This window comes from Salibaculum halophilum (assembly GCF_002094885.1).
Taxonomy (GTDB): Bacteria; Pseudomonadota; Alphaproteobacteria; order Rhodobacterales; family Rhodobacteraceae; genus Salibaculum; species Salibaculum halophilum.
This window is the reverse complement of sequence record NZ_MSIT01000002.1, coordinates 80059-103114: the sequence shown is the minus strand read 5'-3', so window position 1 is coordinate 103114 and position 23056 is coordinate 80059. Positions and strand designations below refer to the sequence as shown.

Here is a 23056-nt window from a genome sequence, read left to right as displayed (position 1 = left end):
TCTTGAACTCGCAAAGCGTCAGAGGCTGCGTTCGATCTCTTCGCGTTCGAAGATCTCGATCACGTCGCCCTCGCGGATATCCTCGTATTTCTCGAAGGCCATGCCGCATTCCTGGCCCGAGATGACCTCGGTCACCTCGTCCTTGAACCGCTTGAGCGTCTTGAGCGTGCCCTCGTGGACAACCACGTCGTCGCGCAGCAGGCGCACCCCGGCGGACCGGCGCGCGATGCCCTCGGTGACCAGGCAGCCGGCCACCTTGCCGACTCCCGACACCTTGAAGACCTCGCGGATCTCGGCATAGCCGATGAAGTTCTCGCGCACCTCGGCCGACAACAGGCCCGAGGCGGCCGCCTTCACGTCGTCCACCAGGTCGTAGATGACCGAGTAGTAGCGGATTTCCACGCCCTTCTGGTTGGCCGAGTTCCGCGCCGGAGCGTTGGCCCGGACGTTGAAGCCGATCACCGGCGCGCCCGAGGCTTCGGCCAGGCCGATGTCGGTCTCGGTAATCGCCCCGACCCCCGAGTGCAGGACCCGCACGCGGACCTCCTCGTTGCCGATCTTTTCCATCGCCTGGATGATCGCTTCGGTCGAGCCCTGAACGTCGGCCTTGACCACGATGGGCAGTTCCTTGACGTCCTCGTCGGCCTTGGCCTTGGCGAGCAGCTGGTCCAGCGTCGTCGCGGCCCCGGCGGCGGCGCGCTTGTCCTTGGCGGCCTCCTGGCGGTATTCGGCGATCTCGCGGGCCTGGGCCTCGGTCTCGACGACGTTGAGCACGTCGCCCGCCTCGGGCGTGCCGTTCAGGCCCAAGACCTCGACCGGGACCGAGGGCCCCGCCGTCTTGACGCGCTTGCCCTGGTCGTTCTCCATCGCGCGGACCTTGCCCCACTGTTCGCCGACGACGAAGATGTCGCCCTGGTTCAGCGTGCCCTTCTGGATCAGAACGGTCGCGACGGGGCCGCGCCCGACGTCCAGCTGGGCCTCGATCACGGCGCCCTGGGCGGCGCGGTCGGGGTTGGCCTTGAGGTCCAGGATCTCGGCCTGCAGCGCGATCGCCTCGAGCAGTTCATCCAGACCCTGGCCGTTGATTGCGGAAACCTCGACATCCTGCACGTCGCCCGACAGCCCCTCAACGATAACTTCGTGCTGCAGCAAGTCGGTGCGCACCTTGTCAGGGTTCGCCGCGGGCTTGTCGCACTTGTTGATGGCGACGATCATCGGCACTTCGGCGGCCTTGGCGTGATTGATCGCCTCGATGGTCTGCGGCATGACCGCGTCATCGGCGGCCACGACCAGCACCACGATATCCGTCACATCCGCGCCGCGGGCGCGCATCGAGGTGAACGCGGCGTGGCCGGGCGTGTCGAGAAAGGTCAGCACGCTGCCGGAGTCGGTCGTCACCTGGTAGGCCCCGATGTGCTGGGTAATGCCCCCGGCCTCGCCGGCGGTGACGCGGGCCTGGCGGATGGTATCGAGCACCGAGGTCTTGCCGTGGTCGACGTGGCCCATCACGGTGATCACCGGCGGGCGCGGCTGCATGTCCTCTTCCTTGTCGTCGATCGTGTCGATGACCTGTTCGACGTCCGCGTCCGACACGCGCACGACCCGGTGGCCGAATTCCTCGATGATGAGTTCGGCCGTGTCGGCGTCGATGGTCTGGGTCTGGGTCGCCATGATGCCGTTCTGCATCAGCGCCTTGACCACATCGGCCACCCGTTCAGCCATGCGGTTGGCCAGTTCGCTGACCATGATGGCCTCGGGCAGCTGCACGTCGCGGATGACCTTCTCACGGTCGACCTGGCCGCCCATGGCCTTCTGCCGGGCGCGCTCCTGCTTGCGCTTCATCGCGGCCATGGATTTCTGGCGACCGCCCTCGCCGCCGCGCAGCGCCTGGTTCAGCGTCAGCTTGCCCGAGCGGCGGCCCTCGTCGCGTCCGCCCTTGCCCTTGGATTGCTTGTTCTCGCGTTCCTTGTCCTTGCGCGGACCGGCCGCTGGGCGGCCTCCGCCGCGGGGCTGCTGCTGGTCGGGCGCAGGGGCCGGTGCAGGGTCGGCGGGCGCGGCGGCCTTCCTGGCGGCCTCGGCCTCTTCGCGCTTCTTGCGCTCTTCCTCGTCCTGCTTGGCCTTGAGTGCCTCTTCGCGCTCGCGCTCTTCGCGCTCCTTGGCCTCGACCTCGGCGCGGCGGCGCTCGCGCTCGGCGGCTCGAGCCTTTTCCTCTTCCTCGCGCTTCTTGGCTTCTTCGGCCTCGCGCGACTTGGCGGCGGCGAGGGCCTTCATCCGCCGCTCCATCTCGGCATCCGAGATCCCGGCCGGGCGCTTGGACGGATCCCCGCCGGTCGGCTTCGATGCGCCGCCAGTGCCGGACCCGCCGGACTTGCCTTCCGAGGCACCGGGCTTGGGCGTGACAACGCGCTTGCGCTTCGTTTCGACCACGACATTCTTGGTCCGGCCGTGGCTGAAGCTCTGCTTCACGCTGCCCGACCGCGGGCCGCCACGCACACCAAGGGGTTTTTTGCCGTCACTATCGCTCATTTGGCTTCTGTATCCTTTCCGGTGGCGCCCTCGCCACCGACGTTTGCCCGCAAACCTTTCAGTCTTGCGGCTTCCTCTACAACACGGTCGCCGAGTCCGCCAGAGGCAAGCGCAGCGTGTATCACAGATTGACGCCCGAATGCCAAACCCAATTCGGTTGACGTCAGACAGTCGAAATAGCGCGCCCCGGTCGGCGTCCAGAGCTTGTCCTTGCCGCGCACCGACCCGTCCGAGGCCTGCAGCAGGGCGCGCACCGTCGCGCTGCCCGCGAGCCAGCCCTTGACCTTCTCGAAACCGCAGATCGCCCCGCCGGCCTTGCGCGCGAGCGAGATCGTCTCGATCACGCGACGGGCCAGCTGGCGCTCGATCTCGTCGGCCAGCCCGGCCGGCAGCGTCACCTTGCCCTTGGCGGCGCGGGCGAACTGCGCGGGCTTGACGGCCTCGATCACAGCCCGGTCCGCGGTGACATACATGCCGCGCCCGGGCAGCTTGCCCAGGATGTCGGGAACAACCCCGCCCTCCGGCCCGACGACGAACCGGATCAGGCCGGGTTTGGGCGCCGTTTCACCGGTGACGATGCACCGGCGTTCGGGCCCGTCCCGTTCCTTGGCGCGACCTCCGCGACCCATCGGCATCCAGAAGGCCCGCGATCAGGCCTCCTGCTCCTCTTCGTGGTCGGCCTGTTCCTCGGCCTCGGGCTCCAGATCGGCCGGATCGACCCAGCCCAGCATGACCCGCGCAGTCATGACCATGTTCTGCGCCTCTTCCAAGCTGACGTCGAAGGGTTCCAGAACCCCGTCATCCTTGGTGCGCTCGCCGTCGACCGTTGTCCAGCCGCCGGCCAGTTCCCAGTCGGCGCATGTCGCGAAATCTTCCAGAGACGTCACGCCATCCTCGGCCAACGCGAGGATCATCTGGGGGCTGAGCCCCTCGAATTCAACCAGACTGTCCTGCACCCCCAATTCGCGGGCGCGGGCCATGGCCTTGGCGTTCTGCGCATCCAGATACTCGCGGGCGCGGGCCTGAAGCTCGTTCGCGGTGTCCTCGTCGACGCCGTCGATGACCAGCAGCTCGTCCAGCTCAACGTAGGCGACTTCCTCGAGGTTGGTGAAACCTTCCGACACCAGAAGCTGGGCGAAGAACTCGTCAAGGTCCAGCGTGTCCATGAACAGCTTGGTGCGCTCCTCGAACTCGGCCTGGCGGCGCTTGGATTCCTCTTCCTCGGTCATGATGTCGATGTCCAGCCCGGTCAGCTGGCTGGCCAGGCGCACGTTCTGGCCGCGCCGCCCGATGGCAAGGGAAAGCTGATCCTCGGGCACCACGACCTCGATACGCTCGGCATCCTCGTCGAAGACCACCTTCGAGACCTCGGCCGGTTGCAGCGCGTTGACCAGGAAGGTCGGCATGTCCTCGTTCCAGGGGATGATGTCGATCTTCTCGCCCTGAAGTTCGTTGACCACGGCCTGCACGCGGCTGCCGCGCATCCCGACGCAGGCGCCCACCGGGTCGATCGACCCGTCATGGGAAATCACCGCGATCTTGGCGCGGCTGCCCGGGTCACGGGATACCGACTTGATCTCGATGATGCCCTCGTAGATTTCCGGCACTTCCATCCTGAACAGTTCGGCCATGAACTCCGGCGCGGTGCGCGACAGGAAGATCTGCGGGCCGCGCTGCTCGCGCCGAACGTCCTTGATGTAGACCCGGACGCGGTCGTTCGGGCGATAGCTTTCGCGGCCGATCTTCTCGTTGCGGCGCAGCACACCCTCGCCCTGGTTCAGATCGACGATGACGTTGCCGTATTCCTCGCGCTTGACCTGCACATTGAGGATCTGGCCGATCCGGTCCTTGAACTCCTCGTACTGCTTTTCGCGCTCGGCCTCGCGGACCTTCTGCAGGATGACCTGCTTGGCCGACTGCGCGGCGATGCGGCCCATTTCCACCGGCGGCACTTCCTCGGTCAGCACGTCCCCGACCTGCGGGCCGTCGGAAAAATCGGTGAGCGTCTGCCCGTCGCGAATCCAGGCCGCGTTCTGGTTCGGCTTCGGGGGCTCGAAATAGGGCTTGGCCTGATCGACGGTCATCTCGGCCTGGTAGTTCTCAAGTTCGTCGTCCGCGACCACGGTGCGCACGCGGGTGAAATCGGCGCGGCCGGTCTTGCGGTCGATGCTCACGCGGATGTCCATCTCGGCCCCGTAGCGCGACTTGGCGGCCCGGGCGAGCGACTCTTCCATGGCCTCGATCACCAGGGCCGGGTCGATCATCTTCTCGCGTGCCACCGCCTCGGCGGTTTGCAGCAACTCGAGCTGGTTGGCAGAGGTAATCGCCATCAGTGTTTCTCCTCGTCAGGACCGTTCAGCACGGTCTCCACTTCATCAAATTGTGTCTCGTCGATCTCGCCGGCGTCCTTGCGACCCTTTAGCACGTCGCGGATCAACTCATCGGTCAAAACCAGCTTGGCGTCGCTGAGCCAGTCGAACTGCAGACCGATGGTCACCGATTCGCCGTGGTCCTCGATCTCGATAAGGACGTCGTTGCCCTCGGTGCCGTGAAGGGTGCCCTTGAACCGGCGGCGGCCGTCGATCAACTGCTCGGTCTCGATCCGCGCGACATGGCCTGCCCACAGGTCGAAATCCTTGAGCCGGGTCAAGGGCCGGTCGATACCGGGGCTGGACACTTCCAGCGTGTAGGCATCGAGGATCGGGTCCTCCACATCCAGGACGGCGCTGATGGCGGTACTGATCTCGCCGCACTCGTCAACCTCTATGGTGCCATCGGGCCGCTGCACCATGACCTGCAGGGTGCTTTGCTTGCCGGTCATCAGGCGTACGCGCACCACCTCGAAGCCCATGTCCTCGACGGTGGGGGTGATGATTTCGGTGAGGCGGCGGTCCATCGCCGCGCGGGCAATCAGGTCAGACATGGTATCCAGGCAGGGCCTTGCAGGCACAAAAAAACGGGCGCGCGGCCCGTTCGATCTTTCCGGTGGAGCCTCGGGGGTGGAAGCCGAAGCGCCGCTATGACCCGGCATATAGGGCCAAAGCCGGGCCGACGCAAGAGCCGTGTCAGAGCCCCAGCATCTGGTGCAGCGCGGCGAGGTCCCCGGCGGGCAGTAGGCGTCCTCCGGTCAGATCGTGCAGGCGGGCCTGCCGATCCGCCTCGGCCTGCTTGACTTTGCGCGACAGCGCGGCGTGGCTTGCCCGGGCGGCTGCCAGTTCCACCTCATGATCGCCGCCCGGATCGGCTTTACTGTGCTCTGGGGCGGGCGTTGCTTGCAGCCGCGCGAGATGGCGCTCGGAGAACGCATGCAAGCGGGTCAGACGATCCAGGCGTTGCACGGCCTCACGATAGGCCCGCAACCGTGCCGGGGTGTTCTCGCCGGCGACACGGTCGACGGCGCGCGACGGCCCCGGCGCGTGACCTGTCCCAGCCGGAGTGACGCTGTCCATCGTTCCGTAACCGGTGCCGATACCCGCGGTCAGGGACACCGGCAGACAAAGCAGCAGAAAGACCAACAGGGCCCGCCGGGCAGAGCGCGCCCGGACCATGATCGCGTTTGGCAGCATGATACTCACCCGGTCTTCTTTGAATCCCCGCGGAGGCGATAGTCCCCGATTCGGGCACCCGGCGGGCCCGATCTGGGCCATTCGGTGACACGCCACGGCACCCGGCCGAATCGGACAATCGGGACCAGAGAGCCCGGGCGAAACAGTCAGCGCCGCGCCGCGATCCGGTCCATCGCGCGGACCAGTTCGGCACTGATCCCCGGTTCCGACAGCGCATGCCCGGCCTTGGGCACCATGACCAGCCGCCCCGCGGGCCATGCCTGCGACAGGCGATACGCCGCGGCGGGTGGGCAGATCATGTCGAACCGGCCCTGGACGATCACGCCGGGAATATGCGCGATCCGGTTCATCCGGGCCAGGATCGCAGTGTCGGCATCCAGAAAGGCGCCGTTGTGGAAATAGTGGCATTCGAGCCGCGCGAAGGCCCGGGCGTGATCGCCCGCGCCGTCCATGCCGGCCCCGTTGCTGTCGATAGAGGCCAGCGCGTTCTCCCAGCCGGCCCAGGCCCGTGCGTAGTGCGCCTGGTGCGCGTGGTCACCGGAAAACAGGCGCCGGTGATAGGCGGCGATCATCGCGTCGCGCTCGTCCTCGGGCACAAGGGCGGTAAACCGGTCCCACAACTCGGGCCAGAATCGACCCGCACCGCCCTCGTAGAACCATTCGAGCTCGGGCCCGGTGGCCAGGAAAACCCCGCGCAGGACCAGTTCGCGCACCCGGTCGGGGTGCTCTTGTGCGTAGACCAGCGCCAGCGTCGCCCCCCAGCTGCCGCCGAAGGCGATCCAGCTTTCGATGCCGAGCGTTTGCCGGATATGCTCGATGTCGCGCACCAGGTGCCATGTCGTGTTCGCCGCGACACTGGCATGCGGGCGCGACCGGCCACAGCCGCGCTGATCGAACAGGATCACCCGGTAGACGGCCGGATCGAAATAGCGCCGCATCGCCGGGCTGCACCCGCCCCCCGGCCCGCCGTGCAGGACGAGCACCGGCAGGCCGTCGGGATTGCCGCATTGCTCGACATAAAGGCTGTGCCCGTCGCCCACCTCCATCATGCGCTGGTCGAAGGGCTCGACCTGCGGATAGAGATGAGCGACCGCGCGCCGTTGTCCCGGGACCTTGTCCATGTGCATCCTATATGAAATCGCGGGGGTAATGTCCCGACCAGACGTGAGATGCCATTTCGGAGTGAGCGATGCAAACCGGACCCAGCACCATCGATGACGGCGAAGTCGCCAAGTTCGAGGCCATGGCGGCCGAGTGGTGGGATCCGCAGGGCAAGTTCAAACCCCTCCACATGCTCAACCCCACGCGGTTGGACTACATCACCGGCCAGATCGCCGCAGAGTTCGGACGCGACCTGACCGAGCGTCACCCCTTCTCGGGGCTGCGCCTGCTCGACATCGGCTGTGGCGGCGGGTTGTTGTGCGAACCCATGGCGCGGCTGGGGGCGACGGTCGTGGGTGCCGACGCCGCCCCGCGCAACATCCCCGTCGCGCAGGTCCATGCCACGCAGTCGGGCCTGAACATCGACTATCGCCACACCACCGCCGAGGCGCTGGCCGCGGCGGGCGAGACCTTCGACGTGGTCCTCAACATGGAAGTCGTCGAACACGTGGCCGACCCGCAGGCCTACCTGACCGCCTGCCATGATCTGCTGACGCCCGGCGGGCTGCACATCTGTTCCACCATCAACCGCAACCCCCGCAGCTTTGCGCTGGCCATCGTGGGGGCGGAATACGTCATGCGCTGGCTGCCCCGGGGCACGCATGACTGGAAGAAGTTCATCACGCCGGACGAGCTTTTCGCGATGCTGCGCCAGGCCGGCCTCGACCCGGTTGACCGCAAGGGGTTCACCTTCAACCCCGTGCTCCGGTCTTGGTCGATCTCCGAGCGTGATCTGTCGGTGAATTACGTCACCGCCGGTATCCGCCGGTCCTGAGCCCGCGTCATTCGTCCGCCGAGAGGTTGACGCGAAGGGCGCGCAGAACCGGCAGGATGGCGCGGACCTGCTCGGGTCCGATCTGGTCGACCGCTTCGGCGATGATCGGGGCGATGGCGGCCAGCGCGGCGTCCCGCGCCTTGCGGCCGGCCGGGCTGATCGTGACCATCTTGCGCCGGGCATCCTCCCAGTCGGGGCGGATATGGACATGGCCCGACGCCTCGAGCTTGCGCAGGGTGTTGGTCATGGCCCCTCGGGTCAGGTGAAAGGTGCGCGCCAGTTGCGCCGGGGATTTCTCGGTCTGGCTGCGCGCAAGATGGTTGAGCACCGAGAAATGGCTCAGTTCCATCCCGCGCGGCAAGGCCTTGGCCACGTTGTTGCGCGCCAGCTGATCGACCGTCAGGATTTCGCTGAACAGGGCAACGGCAAGACTGTCTGTCTGGGTGCTCATGGTCCGCTGAAGGTCCTGTCGCTGTGGATCGCGGGAAGGCGTCCGCGCGCATCGGCCACCTGAGCCAGATCGATATCAACGGTGAAGACGCCCGTCTGGGTGCCCGCGTCCAGCAGAACCTCGCCCCAGGGTGAGACGACCATGGAGTGGCCATGGGTGCGGCGGGCGCGTCCGGCGCACGCCGCGTGGGTGCCCGACTGCGCCGCGGCGACGACGAAGGCACCGGTCTCGATGGCGCGGGCCCGCAGCAGCGGTTCCCAATGCGCGCGGCCCGTGACCGGCGAAAAGGCCGAGGGCACCAAAAGCACCTCGGCTCCGCCCTGCGCCAGACGCCGGTAGAGGTGCGGGAAGCGCAGGTCGTAGCAGACAGACAGGCCGAGGCAGCCCAGCGGCGTCGGTGCCAGAACGGCCCGGTCGCCGGGGGCATAGCCGTCGGATTCGCGGTAGGTCTCGGTCTCCGACACCTGCACGTCGAACATGTGGATCTTGTCGTAGCGCGCCGAGATCTTGCCCGTGGGCGCGACCAGCAGCGACCGATTGACGAACCGCCCGCCCGTCCCGCCCGTCAGCGCGAGCGACCCTATCGACAGCCAGACCCCGAGAGCGCGCGCCCTGTCGCGCAGCCCGGCCAGGACGGGGTCTTCGGCCTCGTGGCGAAGTACCTCCTGCTGGTGGGCGCGGTCCAGGCTGACGCAGTTCGTCACTTCCGGTGTCAGGACGATATCGGCCCCCTGCGCCGCTGCCCTGTCCATCAACTCGGCAACGGCGGGCAGGTTTTCAGCGGGATCGTCGCTGGAACAAAGCTGAAGAAGCGCGGCTCTCACGCCGCCAGCAGACTGTCGAGCTTGCCGGCGCGGTCCAGCGCGTAAAGCTCGTCACAGCCACCGACGTGATCGTCGCCCACGAAGATCTGCGGCACCGTGCGGCCGCCATTGGCACGCTGGATCATTTCGGCCCGGCGGTCGGGGTCGCGCGCGATGTCGACCTCGGAAAAGGCGACACCCTTGGATTTCAACAGCCGCTTGGCCGCGTGACAGAAGCCGCAGAGCGGCGAGGTGTAGATTTCGACTGGTTTCATGACAGGCCCTCGATCGGTTCCCGTCCAATCTAGGCATCTTTGGTCACACGGGCCAGTGCCAGCACGCAGACCTCGGCCGCTCCGGCGGCAAGGCAGGCCTCGGTCGCGGCCGCGAAGGTGGCGCCGCTGGTCATGACATCGTCGACCAGGATCACCTTTCGGTCTTTCAACTGCCCGCCCCGGACAGCGTGTGGCACGATGGCCCCGTCTAGGCTGCGAAAGCGGGCATCGCGGTCGTGGCCGTCCAGCGGCGCGGTGAACCGGCGGCGCAGCAGAACGTCGGGCATGTAGTCGGCGGGCGCGATCTCGGACAGGCGCTGGGCCAGCACGGCGGACTGGTTGTACTTGCGCCGCGCCAGCCGGCGCCAGTGCAGCGGCACCGGCACCACGGCCGGGCGGTCTGGCCAAAGCGGCCGCCCCGCCCGCAGCAGCCAGGGCGCCGCGACCCGGGCCAGCTCGAGCCGGTCACTGTGCTTGAGCCGCAGCACCATCCGTCGGCCCGTGTCGCGATAGGCGAAGGCCGCGCGACCGCGCCGCCAGGGCCGGGCGACCCGCAGGCAATCGTCGCAGAGCGCGTCGCTTTCATCGGGCGTGCCGGGCTGACCCGGTAGCGGAGCCCCGCAGGCATCGCAGGTCAGACCCTCGATGAAGGGGGTGTCGCGCCAGCACGCCCCGCAGAGCGAGAACTCGACCGCCGTGCGGGCGTCACACATGGCGCACTGCGGCGGATAGACCGCCTCGACCAGGCTTTGAATTGCCGTTCCGATCATCTAGATCGCCCTTCATGAGCCAACCGCCCCGCCTGACCGACCGCGAGACCCTGAACCGGATGCGCCGCCGCGCCGACCGGCACGGCCAGGTATGGGTCCTACAAGAGGCTGCTGCCGACGAGGTTCAGGAAAGACTAGCCATGGTTAACAGGGAGTTTACGCGACCGGCCGTCGTCACCCCCTGGCCCGCGCTGTGGCAGGATCGCCTGCCCGGTGCCCGAATCGTGCCCGACACCGAGGTGCTAGACCTTTGCGAAGGCGACCACGACCTGATCGTGCACGCGCTCAGCCTGCACTGGGCGGATGATCCGGTGGGCCAGCTCGTCCAGTGCCGCCGGGCGCTTGCCCCTGACGGCCTGCTGCTGGTGACGCTGTTCGGCGGGCAGACCCTGCACGAGTTGCGGACCGCCCTTGCCGAGGCCGAATCGCAGGTCACCGGCGGCTTGTCCCCGCGCGTGCTGCCCATGGGCGAGGTGCGCGACCTGGGCGCCCTGCTGCAACGTGCCGGCCTGGCCCTGCCGGTGGCCGATACCCTGCCGCTTCGGTGCAGCTATCGCGACGTGCTGCACCTGATGCACGACCTGCGCGGCATGGGCGAGACGAACGCGATGCAAGCGCGCAACCGGGTGCCGCTGCGGCGCGACATACTGGCGCGCCTCAGCCAAGTCTATCACGAGGCCTATGCCGACCCCGACGGGCGCCTGCCCGCGACCTTCGAGATCATCACCCTGACGGGCTGGGCCCCCAGCGAGGATCAGCAGAAACCGCTGCGGCCCGGGTCGGCATCGCACCGGCTGGCCGATGCGCTAGGCGCCCGGGAGGTGCCGCTCAAGGACGCGGGCGATTGACCCGCGACACCGACACGCTAAGCCGAGACCAAACAATTCCAGGACACCGACACCCATGACCGATACCGAGGCCACACGCCCCGCCCATGCCCCTGCGGACCATCCGAAGATCAAGCCGGCCAAGGTGGGGGTCCTGCTGGCGAATCTCGGCACGCCGGATCACTACAGCTACTGGCCGATGCGCCGCTACCTGAGCGAATTCCTGTCGGACAAGCGCGTGGTGGATTACTCGGCCTGGCTTTGGCAGCCGCTTTTGCAGTTGATTATCCTGAGCAAGCGGCCCTTTGCCAGCGGCGCGGCCTACAAGTCCATCTGGAACGAAGAGGCCGGAGAAAGCCCGCTTCTGACCATCACCAAGGACCAGACCGCCGCGATGGCAACCCGCATGACAGACCGGTTCGGCGACGATGTCATGGTCGATTTCTGCATGCGGTACGGCAATCCCTCGACCCGGTCCAAGGTCCGCGAGATGGTCGAGGCTGGCTGCACCCGGATCCTTTTCTTCCCGCTTTACCCGCATTACGCCGGCGCCACCTCGGCCACGGCCAACGACCAGTTCTTTCGCGCCCTGATGCAGGAGAAATGGCAGCCGATCGCCCGAGTCGTGCCGCCCTATTTCGACGATCCCGCCTATATCGAGGCGCTGGCGCAGTCGGTCGAACGGGCCTACGCGGACAAGGACGACAAACCCGAAATCCTGGTGTGTTCCTATCACGGCATGCCGCAGCGCTACCTGACCGAGGGCGACCCCTATCACTGCCAGTGCCAGAAGACGACGCGCCTGCTGCGCGAACGGCTGGGCTGGGAGGACACCCAGATCACAACGACCTTCCAGTCGGTCTTCGGCCCCGAGGAATGGCTGCGGCCCTACACGGTCGAAGAGGTCGCGCGGCTGGCCGACGAGGAGGGCAAGAAGCGGATCGCGGTGATCGCGCCGGCCTTTTCCGCGGACTGCATCGAGACGCTGGAAGAGATCAACGAGGAGATCAAGGAAAGCTTCGAGGAGGCGGGCGGCGAGGATTTCACCTATATCCCCTGCCTGAACGCCGATGACGCGCACATGGACGCGCTGGCCGGGGTGGTTGAACGCGAGCTGCGCGGCTGGGTCGAGCGGGACTGACCGGGCTCGCCCGCGCGCACCCCGAACAGAAAAACGCCGCCGGTTTCCCGGCGGCGTTTTCCGAATGTCAGTCCCTGACGACCAGTATCAGTCGGCAGAAGCCGCCGCGGCGATCAGCGCGACCAGGATGAGCGGCACGATCAGGTTGGAGGAGGACCCGCCGGTGGTCTCCTCTTCAACGATGACCGGTTCCATCTCCATGACGGGCTCTTCCATGCCGCCGGCGAAGGCGGTCGAAGCGGTGCCGGCGAAAACAGCGGCGAGTGCGATCTTTTTCATGTTCATTCTCCAGTTCTTGCCCAAGGCAATGGTGTTGAGGAATCGCCATGGGCACCCAAGACTTACCTCGTGATTGCTCGTAAAACAGCATTTTTGACGGAAAGCAAAGCCACTTGGCGGGATTCTGCATGCGCGGCGCATCATGTCGTCAAATCAGCAACACTTGGGTGCCGACCTCGGCGTATCCGAACAACTCCTGGATGTGCTCGTTATAGAGCCCTATGCACCCGTTCGACGAGCGTCGCCCGATCTTGCGGGTATCGTGGGTGCCGTGGATCCGGTAGTAGGTCCATGACAGATAAAGCGCATGGGTGCCCAGCGGGTTGTCCGGCCCCGGTCCGACGTAGTCGGGCCAGTCCGGGTTCCGCTCTTTCATGGCCGGCGTCGGGCGCCAGCTGGGCCCTTCAACCTTGCGCACGACCTCGGTGCGGCCGCGGCGGGTCAGGTCCTCGGTGAGAGGCACGCTGGTCGGATAGAGCTTGTAGAGGCTCTCGTCCTCGGACCAGAAATGCAACGCGCGGCTTTGCGTATCGACAAGGATCGCCCCGCGGTCGAGGGTGCTGAAGTAGGGGCGCCAGTCGAGCTGTCGAAAGCTGGAGACATTGCGCCGGATGGAGCGCGAAATGTCGCCTTCCATCTCGGTCGTGTTGGCGGTCTGAGCGAGCGCGCCCGTGCCGGCCAGCGCGGCTGACCCGGCAAGGAAAGCGCGGCGGCTGCATCCGTCAAATCCGTAACCCGACATACTATCCCTCCGATCTTCTGTCGCAGGATGACGGGATATGGCCTATTTACCGCGCTCGCAAATCAAACAACTGTCAGGGCGGCGTCTTCACGCCGATGTGGGTTTGAATCACAACGAGCCTCGGGCTAGAGCGGGTCGGAAATCGGACAAGGAGTCCCCGATGCACCGCCTTTTCGCCCTTTTGTCGATCCTGCTGGCCGGTCTGGCAGCCTGCGCCCCCGTGGATCCGGCGCGGATCGGCCCCGACGGGCTGCCGCTGCCGCAGGTTTACCGGATCGACGAGGGCGACAGGGGCGCGATCCAGTTCCGCATGCTCGACAGCCTGAACACCCTGCGCGAGGCCGCCGGGGCACCGCCGCTGACCCTGAACGCCCGGCTCAACGCCGCCGCCGCGACCCATTCGCGCGACATGGCGGTGCAGAACCGCCCGTGGCACTTCGGCTCGGACGGGTCCTCGCCACTAGAGCGGCTGCGCCGGGTCGGTTATTCCGGCCAGCTGATCGGTGAGACGATTTCCGAGACCTTCGAGACCGAGTTGCAGACGCTCGCCGCCTGGATGGACAAGCCCGACACCCGCGCCGTGCTGCTGGATGACGCGGCCAACGAGATGGGATTCGCCTGGTTCCAGGAGGACAACGGCAAGATCTGGTGGACCCTGGTTTTGGGGAACGGCACCCGCACGGGCCCGGTGGCGCAGGAAAACCCGGTGCCCGACCTTCAGGGGTAGATCAGGATCGGGGTGCCGATCTCGACCATGGCGTAGATATCCTCGATCTCGCGGTTGGTCACGGCGATACAGCCGGCCGTCCAGTCCGCATCACCGCGGTTCAGCATCGGCGTGCCGTGAATGAAGATGTCACCGCCCGGCGGCTGCCCCAGCGCCCGCGCCTTGGCCCGGTCATCCGCGTTCGGATAAGAGATGCCCACCGACAGATGAAAGCTGCTGTTCGGGTTCTTGCGGTCGATCAGATAGGCGCCCTCGGGCGTGCGGCCATCACCCTCGACCTGCTTGTGGCCTTCGGGAGCGAAGCCCAGCTCGAAATCGAAGGCGCGCAGGACCTGCGCCTCGTGCAGCAGGTACAGCCGGCGCCGCCCCTTGTAGACGACAACGCTTGTGACGGGCGGCCCGTCGTAAGTTCGGAATTTCGACGAACAGGCCGTCAGGGCCGCCATGCTGGCCCCGGCAAGGAAAGCGCGTCTGGTGTACATGACTGCCCGATGCTGCGGTTCTTGTTTTCTGACATGATACCAAGACCGCAGACGCCGGCCCAGCGTTTTCGCAAAGCCCGGCTCACCTTCGCGTGAGCAGGGCCGCCACCTCGACATGCGCCGACCAGCGAAACTGGTCCACGACTTCCACCCAGTCCAGCGCGAAACCCGCTTGCGAGAGGCGCGCGACGTCGCGGGCGAAAGTGACGGGGTTGCAGGACAGCATGACGACGCGCGACAGGGCAGAGGCCGCCATGGCCTCGGTCTGGGCCGCGGCCCCGGCGCGCGGCGGGTCAATGACCGCCGCGTCGAAGGCGGTCAGTGCATCCGCCTCAAGCGGCCGGCGGAACAGGTCGCGCCGTTCATGCGTGACCTGGTGCAGACCGGGCGCCTTGCGCCAGCCGTGATCCAGCGCCTGGACCAGCGCCTCGGACCCCTCCACCGCGTGGACGTTCGCCATGGATGCCAGCGGCAGCGCGAAGGTCCCGCACCCGGCGAAAAGATCCACCACCCGTTTCGCGCCCTTCACACCGTCCTGCACCGCGCCCAGCAACGCCGCCTCGCCATGGGCCGTGGCCTGCAGGAAGGCGCCAGGCGGCGGCACCACCCGCGCCTGTCCCATGGCCAGTTCGGGCGGCTGGAAGGTGGCCAGGACCTCGTCGTTCCAGGTGATGCGGGCAAGCCCGTACGCGCGGGCCGTCTCGGTCACGCGCAGGCGAAGCGACCCGTCGAGCTCGCGCTCTGTCTCGATGCCCACGTCCAGCCCCGCGAGGGTCTCGGTCACCAGAAACGTTATCTCGGATTTGCGCGAGGCCGCCAGCTGCGTCAGCGCCACCAGGCCATCGCGCCCGGCGGTGATCGCGGGGCGGACAAGCTGGCAATCGGGTGTGTCGATCAGGGTATGCGTGCCGCGGGCGTGAAAGCCGATCATCGCGCCCTGCTTGGTGCGGCGCGCCTTGAAGGCCGCGCGCCGCCGGGATCGCGGCGGCGAGGTATGCAGCGCACGAAAGGGAAACGGCAGGCCCCGCGCCTGCAGGGCCTTTTCCACCACCCCGACCTTCCAGCGCGCCACGAAATCGTCTGACGCGTGCTGCATCTGGCAACCGCCGCAGGTCCTGAAATGGCGGCAGGGCGGCGCAACCCGGTCGGGCGAGGGCGACAGCACGCGCAGGCCACCGCCGGAGACCTCGACATCCTCGCCCGGCAGGACCCGATCGACCACGGTGCCATCGGCCAGCTGGCCGGTGCCATGCAGGGTAAGGGAGGTCACTTCAACCATGGGCCGCTCCGTCGGTAGAGTGTTCGGTTACAGCAACACCAGCCCCGAGAAAACCGCCAGCCCCACGGCCATGACCCGCAGGAAGACGGTTCGGGCCTGATCGTCCTGCATCAGGGTCGAAAGGAGGCTGCCCGCGAAGGTCCAGAACAGGCAGACGAAAAGGTTCACGCCGGAAAAGGTCAGGCCCAGTGCGGCCGCCCTGTCCCACGGGGCCAGCCCGTCGACATGGGCGGTCGCGGCGACGGCCACGGCCCAGACCTTGGGGTTGACCCACTGGAACAGCACCGCCTCGACAAGGTGCATGGGCCTGTCGCTGTCCGCCCGGGCCAGCGGCCCGGCCCGCCACAGCCCCCGGGCCATCCAGAGGATCCAAGCGGCCGCGACCAGTGACAGCACGATCCGCAGCGCCGGCAGGGTCTGCACCAGCCAGCCCAGCCCCAGGCCCGTCGCACAGGCCGTGACCCCGACGCCCAGCACCACGCCGGCCAGATGCGGCAGCGTCGCGCGAAAGCCGAAGCGCGCGCCCGACGCGGTCAGCAGGATCACGTTCGGCCCCGGCGAGAACAGCCCGAAGAAAACGAAGCCTATCAGCGCCGCCATTACAGCGACTTGAGCAGGTCGGCCCGCGTGCGCGTGAAGCCCGAGGCGATCCAGTCTGACTCGAGCCGTCGCAGCGCCGCGCCCAGGGCCGCGCCCTCGAACCGCGGTTGCAGGTCGGCGGCCGCGACCGGGAACACCTGCCCGGCCCCGGTCCTGAGCTTTTGCAGCGCCGCTGCGTCCAGCGGCTGGCCCAGCGCGGCCTGTCGCAACAGAAATGCCGCGGTTCCCTCCTCGACGCCAAGCCGATAGCCCAGCTCTGCCGGGTCCAGCCCGTCGAAGGCGGCGGCGCGCAGCCGGTCGCGGCGGCGGGCGTCTGCCTTGCGTAGACGTAGCGCCGGGGCAACGTCCTCGCCGCCAAGGCTGGCCAGCCGCGGGATCGGGTCCGGCTCGATCCCGGCCTCTTGTTCCAAATGCACCAGCACGGGCAGGACCGACGGATCGGGCCCGATGATCACGCGCATCAGCACCCCGGCTTGCGCCATGGCCGCAACGGCGGGCGCAGGGTCGGGCGCGGCCAGAAGGCGCAGCATTTCGTGGCCGATGCGTTCGCGCGACAGCTCCTTTACCCCTTCGGCATGTTCTGCGCAGGCGGCCAGGCCGTCGGCGTCCAGCCCCGCGTCGGGATCACCGAACAAGGCGTGAAACCGGAAAAAGCGCAGGATCCGCAGGTAGTCCTCGCGAATGCGCTGACCGGGGTCGCCGATGAAGCGCACCCGGCCCACGTGCAGATCGGGCAAGCCGCACAGCGGGTCATGCACCACGCCGCGGGCATCGGCATAAAGCGCGTTCATGGTGAAATCGCGGCGGGCGGCATCAGCTTCGATCGTGTCGGCAAAAGCGACAGTCGCCCGGCGGCCGTCGGTGGCGACATCGCGCCGGAAGGTCGTGACCTCGACAGGGCGGCCATCGGCCACAACCGTGACTGTGCCGTGGTCGATACCCGTGGGCACGGCCTTGAGGCCCGCGGCACCGGCCAGGTCCATGACCGTTTCCGGGCGGGCATCGGTGGACAAGTCCAGATCGTGAACCGGCGCGCCGATGAGGGCGTTGCGAACGCACCCGCCCACGAAAAAGGCGGCATGGCCCTCCTCTTCGAGCATGGCGCAGACAGCCTGCGCGGCCGTGTCGGTCAACCAGTCCGCCTGCAACCGCGTCATACGGACAAGGCCTTTTTCGGGAAGAAATCTCGTCGCAGGGTCAAGTTATCAGCCCGTTCTGATGGAGGTTTTCGCCGTGACGTTCGGACATCCCCCGCCGACTGTCAGCGGCTTGGATTTGGCCAGTTCTTCCCACCGGACAGAGGGGTCCAGAATTGTCGCCGACGGGTCGTTATGGGGACATTGTACCTAATGACATCTGCCTTTACCCGGGCGCCGCTGGCCACGTCGGACACCGGTCTCGTATCGCTGACCGGAACGCCCTGCGCAAGCATTTCCGGTGGGTAGAACGCGCGCTGGCGACAGCCGAGCCGCATGGCACCTTCGGGATCGGGCGGCGAGCTGGAATGTCGAAATTGACCGTCTGGGGCTGGCAAAAACGTTATCCCCCTGAGGGCTTGGGCAAGCCGAAGCGCGACAAAAGCACGCCGGCGAGAGTGCCGCAATTGCCTCGGGAGATAGGCTTGACTGTGATCGCGCAGCAATGACCAGCAGAACGAGTTATGATGTTCAGTCTCACGATTATGATCCACATCAAGAATGTGAGATTGCCCCGACCCCAAGCGCATCAGGCTTCGGGAGTGAAGGACCCCCGGCGCCGTATGGTGAGTACACCACTCCGAGCACTTTTCTTCCTGAATGAATGGTGCCGACAGCGATCTCGCCATTTGAGCCGCAAGTCGCGCATTGGCTTTCGAAGCAACCCCGATTTATGAAAGTCGCCAAGAGTATCTGCGGACGTCCCTGGCGCAACAGACTTGGAACCGTCCGGAAGCGATCGCTTTCCGTCGGACGCAGATTTTCAACTATTTTTCAGTGCGAGCATGTGGATGCTTCCATTGACTCGGTCGGTCGCAGGGCACAATGACGCTCCGGTACAACACGATTTATTTCGGGCAAACCTCAATTCATGCAGTCGTTCATATGGTATTTTTAGGGCGTCGTCCCTTATTGAATATCAATTCACGACGGCGTTCCGCGCCAATGGCGCCCAGACGTCTGGCCTTTCAGCCTTCTCGAAGCGACCCCCGGAAGCCATACCCCAAACCAAACCAGGAAGGCGGATCAAGGGCCCTGCCCTTTTGGAAGGCCCAGCTGTGAGGCTGGATAGCCTACGGGTGTCGCTGGTGCCTTTGGATGCCTGGCGTCCTGTTGATCGTGGCAAACAACTGTCGAGAGGCCGGATCAGCCGGGGTCCCGTTGTGTACGCAACAACATCTTGCCAGCCGCAAACTCCTGACGCGACACCTCCGCAACCTTTTTCAGGAAAACGGCAGGCCCTCTCCCGACAGCGCTCCGTCGCGTACCAAAGCCTCGGCCATGGACGTGAGCACCGACCTGTTTTCTGCGAGCACCGTCAAGGCCTGGTCTTCGGCGGCGTCGAGTCGGGCCCGGACATGGGCCTGCAGGGCGCGGTCGAAGCGGAGCCGCTCGACCCCGCGCTCGGGCGGGCCGTGCCAGACAGGTCCGGCCTCGCCGAGCCCGAGGCTGAGTTCGATGGCGACGGCGCGCCGGGTGGCCTCGGCGAGATCGCTGTCCTCCTGACCTCCGGCGCCGGCACTGGGCTGACCAAGCATCAACCTTTCTGCGGCCCGGCCTGCAAGAAGGCCGGCGATATCCGCTTCCAACTCGTCAAGATAAAGCCCGGACGGCCGTGCGGTCATGCTCGCCTCGCCGCCCGCCGCGGTCAGGCTCAGAAGGTTGACAGTTGCCCGCCCCGTGGCGTGGGCGACGATCGCGTGACCACACTCATGGACTGCAACTTGCCACCGGAGGCCGGGATCGAGCGGGGGGCGACGGTCGCTGATCGCCGCGGACAGGTCGTCGAGGGTCAGGGTACGCCGGACCCGGCGGGCCGTTCCGCGCGCATCGCGGACCGCTGCGGCGATTTCCGCGCCGGTCATCCCGGTTGCGATGCCGGTCAGGGCGCCCAGGTCCGCCTCGGCGAGGTCGCCGCCCAAGTGCCACCGGAACGCTTGGGGCAGAAGGTCCGGCGTCGGCTGGCGCATGGTCAGGGTCCGGTCGAACCGCCCAGGACGCCTGAGCGCCGCGTCGATCTTCTGCGGATGGTTCGTCGCGCCCATCACGACAATCCCCGGCGTGGTTTCAAAGCCGTCGAGACATTCGAGCAGGCCGCCGACGACCGAGTCGGTCCACGATGAATTGTGATCGTGGGGACGGCCACGGTCTCCGACCGCATCAAGTTCGTCGATGAAGATGATGCAGGGGCTAGCCTCGGCGGCGGCATCGAAGAACTGGCGCATATTTCGCAACAGGTCCGAAGAGCGGGCCCCGCCGGACTGCCACTGGCTGAGCGAGCTCGCCCGGACAGCCACGCCAGATTCGCGGGCGGGCAACCGCGGGATTTCGGTTTTCCCGCAGCCTGGTGGCCCGCACAGCAGGATGCCGCGGCTCACGTCGTCCCACGCGATTTGTCCGGCCTGCCAATCTTTGAGATCGGACAGCATCGCTTCGATGGGCGCGCGGATGTCCGGAGCGAGCGGAAATTCGGACAAGCCGGGCGTGTTATCATCGGGGAAATGTCCTGTCCGTCGAAGCCGCGACAAGGCCCCATCCAGCGCGGGCGCGCGGGTCGCCAGCGTCAGATCTTCTGCGCTCACCTGTTTGACGTCGGCCTCGGACAGGCGAGCGCGCAGATCCGCTCCGGACACGTCGCTATCCCGATAGACGCGCGCCATGACCTCGCGGAGCATGTCGAGATCGAACGGGGCGAGCGGGATCCGCGTGGTCACGACCGGCTGCAGGGCCTCGGGCAGCGCCGCCCGGGCGCCATGCGGGATCAGGATCGGCTGTCCGTGCTCAAGCGCGTGTCCGAAATCCTCGGAGAACTGGTCGAACAAGAGCTTCTCCGGCCGGCGGCCTTGAGCAACAGCGCCATCGACGGAACTCACGTGCACACGCGGCTTGCCCGGACACAGCTCATCGCGCCAGACCATCGCATCGAGCAGGCGGCTGACCAGGTCGTCTTGCCCCTGATCGATGCCGGACAGGACCGTGACCGCGCCCGGCGTCGCGACCGTCTAGCGGAACTCGTCCGGTGTCCGGAACGTGCGGGCCAGGCGAAGCACGTGCATCATCACCGGCACGCGCAAGCTGTAGCGGGTTTCACGCGCGGGCGGAGCCTCCGGACAGGGCGGCAGGCCGTCGTCCATGCCGTCTTGCTCGACCGCGTCGAGCAGACTGTCCACATCGAGCGGGTCAGCCGGGGCGGCAGACGTGGTTCGGGTCTTGCGCGCGCCGGGGTCGCGCTGTTCATTGACACCCCCGTCCTGCTCGCCATTCCGGGATCTGCTCGCCGCGAGGCATGTGAAATTCCGGTAAGCGGGTTCCATCAAGATGTCGAGAACGAGGTCGGCGAAGGCGCGCCAGTCCGGGATAGGCTGCGCATGGTTGGAGTCAGTGTCGTTGGTCATGGGGACCGCCTATCGAAAAACGGGAGATGCGCACGCCGCGTTCGCGGGCGGCGTGCCGAAGCGAAGACAGGCGGGTCAGCGGGCTTGGGTCTGTCCGGAGATCCGGTCCAGCTCGGCCTCGATCTCGCCGAGAATGGCGGGCCAGTAGATCTCGGACCGGACGTTGATCAGCCCGCGGTAGATCGTCTGCGGCACGACGAGGTCCGGGAAGTCGCGGGCAAGCCGCGCGTTCGCGGCCTTTTCCGCTGCGCAGGCCGCGTGTCCGCTGGGCATTTCGAGCAGTCGCACGAACCGGACACGGGCGGACTTCGGCAGGCCGAGCTGGTGCTTGAACCGCTTGCGCGGGTGTGCGCTGTAGCCGAACTTGACGACGTCGCCCGCAAGTCCGGGCAGGGAAATCCGGGCGAGGTAGATCACTGAGGGCTTCGACGACCAGCTCTCGCCGCATCGCGCGCAGTCGCATTGTCCGTGGCGCATGTTGACGCGCGCGATGCGCTGAACGTGGCCGCAAGCGTGCCTGTAAAGCCGGTAGGCCGGGTTACCTGCGAAATCCGACCCGATCCGGTGCCAGCCATGCGCGCGCGCCTCGTCTTGCTCGCGCGCGACAAGGCAGAGTGCGCAGCGCAGGCCGGTTTTTCCGCTCCGGACGCGCTGGATCAGCTCGAACTGTCGTCTGACCGTGTGCCCGCACGGCGCGCGAAAATACCCGTAGTGCCGCGCAACGGGATCCCTACGCAGGAACGTCAGTCCGGCCCCTTGTGCGTTTTGCTCCCGGTCACGGGCGGCACATCCGCCGCAACGCACCGCCGCGTCGCGCAACGCGGCGATCTTCACCGCCGTATATGCTCCGCAGGACAGGCATTCCAGGGCAAGATGGTACCGGTCCCGGACACGGCGATCGATGCGAAAGCCGCGGCGCGCGGCCAACTCGGCCCAGCTGGGCGGAACAGGGCGGTCATAGTCGCACCATGCGTCCGGCGGCACGTTGCGCGAGCGGTGGGGGATATGAAGCGGGGTCGCGTTGTCCGGAACCACGACGAAAGGCGTCGCCGGGACATAGGTCTGGCACGTATTGTCAGACATGACAGGTCTCCTGATTTTCGACAATCGAAGGCCGGGGCGCAGTTCTTACTTGCGCCCAACGGGCCGTTACACCTGTCGAAGGATCAGAAGGTCGGCGCGGGCATCACGTCTGCCGCGGCAAACTGACGGCCGGGGTTATCCGGATCGGGGTCGTCAAGCGCCGCGAAACGCTCGAGCCGTTCCAGGCCCTCAAGGATCAGCTGATTGAGCTTGAAATGCAGCGGGGTACCCCACGTCAGAAGAAAACGGTCCGCGTCCGCGGCAAGTGTCCGGAGATAGGCCACCTGTCCGGGATCATCCGAGACCATGACGATGCGAAAGAGCCGCGCCACACGCAGAATCTGCGCATCGCCATCCGCGTGGGTCGGAAGGGCACCCAGTTCCTCAATGGCGTCGAGCGTGACCCGCCGTGCGCGCTCGGCGTCCCGGATCCATGCGTCGAGCGCCGGATCCTGTCCGCAGTAGCCGTCGAGATCGCACTCAGCCGCGATCAGGTCATCCATCGCGTGAAGCACGCTGCGAAAGCGCCGCGCGACGGGTGATGAGGTGGGGAGGGGGCGCGATGCGCCTTTCAGCACGCCCGCAGGCGTGGTAGCCGAAAAAGTAGCCGTGGTCATCTTCTCAGCAGATGGCTTTGGTCAGGGCCGGGGCGGTGCTGGTAGCACCTTCTCGTTTCGCGAATATCGCATATGCGTTTAAATGCGCTATTGTCAATGGTAGACAGTCAGATTACTTGTCCCCCATGAGCAGAAAACCCGCATACCCCGTGAAAAAGCTTGTCGGCATGACCGAGGAGATGTCCGAGCGGATATCCGACTATCGCTTTGGGAACCGGCTTGGGTCCGAAAACGAAGCCATACGGCAGCTACTCGAAAAAGGTCTCGCATCGATTGAAGAGGCCGAAAACTAGCTTTCTCGTTGCGTCGGCTGGGTGGGAGTGTTTCGCTCTCCGGACAGATTGGACTGCCATTTATTGAC

General features: G+C 66.6%; 25 protein-coding genes. 5 read left to right on the top strand and 20 right to left on the bottom strand.

What is annotated here, in order from left to right; translation table 11 throughout:
* Positions 1-18: 18 nt before the first annotated feature.
* From infB to pip, 6 genes are all read right to left on the bottom strand, one after another.
* Positions 19-2526: a translation initiation factor IF-2 gene (gene infB, locus BU124_RS01975; protein WP_084860778.1), complete on the bottom strand. Its 2508-nt coding sequence runs from the start codon at positions 2524-2526 to the stop codon at positions 19-21.
* Positions 2523-3155: an RNA-binding protein gene (locus tag BU124_RS01970; protein ID WP_084860935.1), complete on the bottom strand. Its 633-nt coding sequence runs from the start codon at positions 3153-3155 to the stop codon at positions 2523-2525. The genes infB and BU124_RS01970 overlap by 4 nt, the downstream gene beginning before the upstream one ends.
* Before the next feature lie 21 nt (positions 3156-3176).
* Complete coding sequence (nusA, locus tag BU124_RS01965) at positions 3177-4856, bottom strand: transcription termination factor NusA (RefSeq protein ID WP_084860777.1); 1680 nt, start codon at positions 4854-4856, stop codon at positions 3177-3179.
* On the bottom strand, positions 4856-5449 hold the full coding sequence (gene rimP, locus BU124_RS01960) for a ribosome maturation factor RimP (RefSeq protein WP_084860776.1): 594 nt from the start codon (positions 5447-5449) through the stop codon (positions 4856-4858). Before rimP ends, nusA begins: the two co-directional genes overlap by 1 nt.
* Positions 5450-5591: 142 nt before the next feature.
* Complete coding sequence (locus BU124_RS01955) at positions 5592-6101, bottom strand: hypothetical protein (protein WP_143529856.1); 510 nt, start codon at positions 6099-6101, stop codon at positions 5592-5594.
* Positions 6102-6238: 137 nt separating this feature from the next.
* Complete coding sequence (gene pip / locus BU124_RS01950) at positions 6239-7213, bottom strand: prolyl aminopeptidase (RefSeq protein ID WP_084860774.1); 975 nt, start codon at positions 7211-7213, stop codon at positions 6239-6241.
* A 68-nt stretch (positions 7214-7281) separates the two neighbouring features.
* Here pip and ubiG point away from each other — a divergent pair, with 68 nt between their 5' ends.
* A complete protein-coding gene (gene ubiG / locus BU124_RS01945) occupies positions 7282-8028 on the top strand; it encodes a bifunctional 2-polyprenyl-6-hydroxyphenol methylase/3-demethylubiquinol 3-O-methyltransferase UbiG (RefSeq protein WP_084860773.1) in 747 nt (248 codons plus the stop codon).
* A gap of 7 nt (positions 8029-8035) precedes the next feature.
* On the opposite strand, the gene BU124_RS01940 is transcribed toward ubiG, so the two are convergent.
* The 4 genes from BU124_RS01940 to BU124_RS01925 are packed head-to-tail and all read right to left on the bottom strand — an operon-like array spanning position 8036 to position 10327.
* Positions 8036-8479 carry a MarR family winged helix-turn-helix transcriptional regulator gene (locus BU124_RS01940; protein WP_084860772.1) on the bottom strand — a complete coding sequence of 148 codons (444 nt, stop codon included), beginning with the start codon at positions 8477-8479 and terminating at the stop codon, positions 8036-8038.
* Complete coding sequence (locus tag BU124_RS01935; protein WP_084860771.1) at positions 8476-9303, bottom strand: carbon-nitrogen hydrolase family protein; 828 nt, start codon at positions 9301-9303, stop codon at positions 8476-8478. The genes BU124_RS01940 and BU124_RS01935 overlap by 4 nt, the downstream gene beginning before the upstream one ends.
* A complete protein-coding gene (gene grxC, locus BU124_RS01930) occupies positions 9300-9557 on the bottom strand; it encodes a glutaredoxin 3 (RefSeq protein ID WP_084860770.1) in 258 nt (85 codons plus the stop codon). The genes BU124_RS01935 and grxC overlap by 4 nt, the downstream gene beginning before the upstream one ends.
* Before the next feature lie 29 nt (positions 9558-9586).
* Positions 9587-10327 carry a ComF family protein gene (locus BU124_RS01925; protein WP_084860769.1) on the bottom strand — a complete coding sequence of 247 codons (741 nt, stop codon included), beginning with the start codon at positions 10325-10327 and terminating at the stop codon, positions 9587-9589.
* Positions 10328-10341: 14 nt separating this feature from the next.
* Here BU124_RS01925 and BU124_RS01920 point away from each other — a divergent pair, with 14 nt between their 5' ends.
* Together BU124_RS01920 and hemH are read left to right on the top strand one after the other, a co-directional pair.
* Positions 10342-11175, top strand: coding sequence for a methyltransferase domain-containing protein (locus BU124_RS01920; protein ID WP_084860768.1), 834 nt, complete (start codon positions 10342-10344; stop codon positions 11173-11175).
* A gap of 55 nt (positions 11176-11230) precedes the next feature.
* On the top strand, positions 11231-12295 hold the full coding sequence (gene hemH, locus BU124_RS01915) for a ferrochelatase (protein ID WP_084860767.1): 1065 nt from the start codon (positions 11231-11233) through the stop codon (positions 12293-12295).
* An 87-nt stretch (positions 12296-12382) separates the two neighbouring features.
* Here hemH and BU124_RS01910 read toward each other — a convergent pair whose 3' ends face one another.
* Together BU124_RS01910 and BU124_RS01905 are read right to left on the bottom strand one after the other, a co-directional pair.
* Positions 12383-12574: a hypothetical protein gene (locus BU124_RS01910; RefSeq protein WP_084860934.1), complete on the bottom strand. Its 192-nt coding sequence runs from the start codon at positions 12572-12574 to the stop codon at positions 12383-12385.
* A 148-nt stretch (positions 12575-12722) separates the two neighbouring features.
* Positions 12723-13316, bottom strand: coding sequence for a L,D-transpeptidase (locus BU124_RS01905; protein WP_084860766.1), 594 nt, complete (start codon positions 13314-13316; stop codon positions 12723-12725).
* 160 nt (positions 13317-13476) lie between these two features.
* On the opposite strand from BU124_RS01905, the gene dalA reads away from it, so the two are divergent.
* Positions 13477-14043: a divisome-associated lipoprotein DalA gene (gene dalA / locus BU124_RS01900; RefSeq protein WP_084860765.1), complete on the top strand. Its 567-nt coding sequence runs from the start codon at positions 13477-13479 to the stop codon at positions 14041-14043.
* On the opposite strand, the gene BU124_RS01895 is transcribed toward dalA, so the two are convergent.
* From BU124_RS01895 to BU124_RS01860, 8 genes are all read right to left on the bottom strand, one after another.
* Positions 14034-14525 (bottom strand): L,D-transpeptidase family protein, encoded by a 492-nt coding sequence (locus BU124_RS01895; protein WP_084860764.1) that lies wholly within the window; start codon positions 14523-14525, stop codon positions 14034-14036. The genes dalA and BU124_RS01895 overlap by 10 nt on opposite strands.
* 82 nt (positions 14526-14607) lie before the next feature.
* Positions 14608-15804, bottom strand: coding sequence for a class I SAM-dependent RNA methyltransferase (locus BU124_RS01890; protein WP_084860763.1), 1197 nt, complete (start codon positions 15802-15804; stop codon positions 14608-14610).
* Positions 15805-15831: 27 nt separating this feature from the next.
* Positions 15832-16404, bottom strand: a complete 573-nt coding sequence (locus BU124_RS01885; RefSeq protein ID WP_084860762.1) for a LysE family translocator — start codon at positions 16402-16404, stop codon at positions 15832-15834.
* Positions 16404-17561, bottom strand: a complete 1158-nt coding sequence (locus BU124_RS01880) for a CCA tRNA nucleotidyltransferase (RefSeq protein WP_084860761.1) — start codon at positions 17559-17561, stop codon at positions 16404-16406. The genes BU124_RS01885 and BU124_RS01880 overlap by 1 nt, the downstream gene beginning before the upstream one ends.
* A gap of 1262 nt (positions 17562-18823) precedes the next feature.
* A complete protein-coding gene (locus BU124_RS01875) occupies positions 18824-20518 on the bottom strand; it encodes an AAA family ATPase (RefSeq protein ID WP_084860760.1) in 1695 nt (564 codons plus the stop codon).
* An 84-nt stretch (positions 20519-20602) separates the two neighbouring features.
* Positions 20603-20995, bottom strand: a complete 393-nt coding sequence (locus BU124_RS01870) for a hypothetical protein (RefSeq protein WP_084860759.1) — start codon at positions 20993-20995, stop codon at positions 20603-20605.
* 75 nt (positions 20996-21070) lie between these two features.
* Complete coding sequence (locus BU124_RS14710; protein ID WP_179141843.1) at positions 21071-22030, bottom strand: hypothetical protein; 960 nt, start codon at positions 22028-22030, stop codon at positions 21071-21073.
* A 131-nt stretch (positions 22031-22161) separates the two neighbouring features.
* Positions 22162-22695: a hypothetical protein gene (locus BU124_RS01860; RefSeq protein WP_143529855.1), complete on the bottom strand. Its 534-nt coding sequence runs from the start codon at positions 22693-22695 to the stop codon at positions 22162-22164.
* A 125-nt stretch (positions 22696-22820) separates the two neighbouring features.
* Between BU124_RS01860 and BU124_RS14705 the strand changes: the two genes are divergently transcribed.
* Complete coding sequence (locus BU124_RS14705; protein WP_179141842.1) at positions 22821-22988, top strand: hypothetical protein; 168 nt, start codon at positions 22821-22823, stop codon at positions 22986-22988.
* Positions 22989-23056: the final 68 nt, after the last annotated feature.

Bases quoted from the DNA above. Each gene is read 5' to 3' on its own strand.
- infB (WP_084860778.1), bottom strand. From the start codon at position 2,526: ATGAGCGATAGTGACGGCAAAAAACCCCTTGGTGTGCGTGGCGGCCCG.
- BU124_RS01970 (WP_084860935.1), bottom strand. From the start codon at position 3,155: ATGGGTCGCGGAGGTCGCGCCAAGGAACGGGACGGGCCCGAACGCCGG.
- nusA (WP_084860777.1), bottom strand. From the start codon at position 4,856: ATGGCGATTACCTCTGCCAACCAGCTCGAGTTGCTGCAAACCGCCGAG.
- rimP (WP_084860776.1), bottom strand. From the start codon at position 5,449: ATGTCTGACCTGATTGCCCGCGCGGCGATGGACCGCCGCCTCACCGAA.
- pip (WP_084860774.1), bottom strand. From the start codon at position 7,213: ATGGACAAGGTCCCGGGACAACGGCGCGCGGTCGCTCATCTCTATCCG.
- ubiG (WP_084860773.1), top strand. From the start codon at position 7,282: ATGCAAACCGGACCCAGCACCATCGATGACGGCGAAGTCGCCAAGTTC.
- BU124_RS01940 (WP_084860772.1), bottom strand. From the start codon at position 8,479: ATGAGCACCCAGACAGACAGTCTTGCCGTTGCCCTGTTCAGCGAAATC.
- grxC (WP_084860770.1), bottom strand. From the start codon at position 9,557: ATGAAACCAGTCGAAATCTACACCTCGCCGCTCTGCGGCTTCTGTCAC.
- BU124_RS01925 (WP_084860769.1), bottom strand. From the start codon at position 10,327: ATGATCGGAACGGCAATTCAAAGCCTGGTCGAGGCGGTCTATCCGCCG.
- BU124_RS01920 (WP_084860768.1), top strand. From the start codon at position 10,342: ATGAGCCAACCGCCCCGCCTGACCGACCGCGAGACCCTGAACCGGATG.
- hemH (WP_084860767.1), top strand. From the start codon at position 11,231: ATGACCGATACCGAGGCCACACGCCCCGCCCATGCCCCTGCGGACCAT.
- BU124_RS01910 (WP_084860934.1), bottom strand. From the start codon at position 12,574: ATGAAAAAGATCGCACTCGCCGCTGTTTTCGCCGGCACCGCTTCGACC.
- BU124_RS01905 (WP_084860766.1), bottom strand. From the start codon at position 13,316: ATGTCGGGTTACGGATTTGACGGATGCAGCCGCCGCGCTTTCCTTGCC.
- dalA (WP_084860765.1), top strand. From the start codon at position 13,477: ATGCACCGCCTTTTCGCCCTTTTGTCGATCCTGCTGGCCGGTCTGGCA.
- BU124_RS01895 (WP_084860764.1), bottom strand. From the start codon at position 14,525: ATGTACACCAGACGCGCTTTCCTTGCCGGGGCCAGCATGGCGGCCCTG.
- BU124_RS01890 (WP_084860763.1), bottom strand. From the start codon at position 15,804: ATGGTTGAAGTGACCTCCCTTACCCTGCATGGCACCGGCCAGCTGGCC.
- BU124_RS01885 (WP_084860762.1), bottom strand. From the start codon at position 16,404: ATGGCGGCGCTGATAGGCTTCGTTTTCTTCGGGCTGTTCTCGCCGGGG.
- BU124_RS01880 (WP_084860761.1), bottom strand. From the start codon at position 17,561: ATGACGCGGTTGCAGGCGGACTGGTTGACCGACACGGCCGCGCAGGCT.
- BU124_RS01875 (WP_084860760.1), bottom strand. From the start codon at position 20,518: ATGGTCTGGCGCGATGAGCTGTGTCCGGGCAAGCCGCGTGTGCACGTG.
- BU124_RS01870 (WP_084860759.1), bottom strand. From the start codon at position 20,995: ATGACCAACGACACTGACTCCAACCATGCGCAGCCTATCCCGGACTGG.
- BU124_RS01860 (WP_143529855.1), bottom strand. From the start codon at position 22,695: ATGACCACGGCTACTTTTTCGGCTACCACGCCTGCGGGCGTGCTGAAA.
- BU124_RS14705 (WP_179141842.1), top strand. From the start codon at position 22,821: ATGAGCAGAAAACCCGCATACCCCGTGAAAAAGCTTGTCGGCATGACC.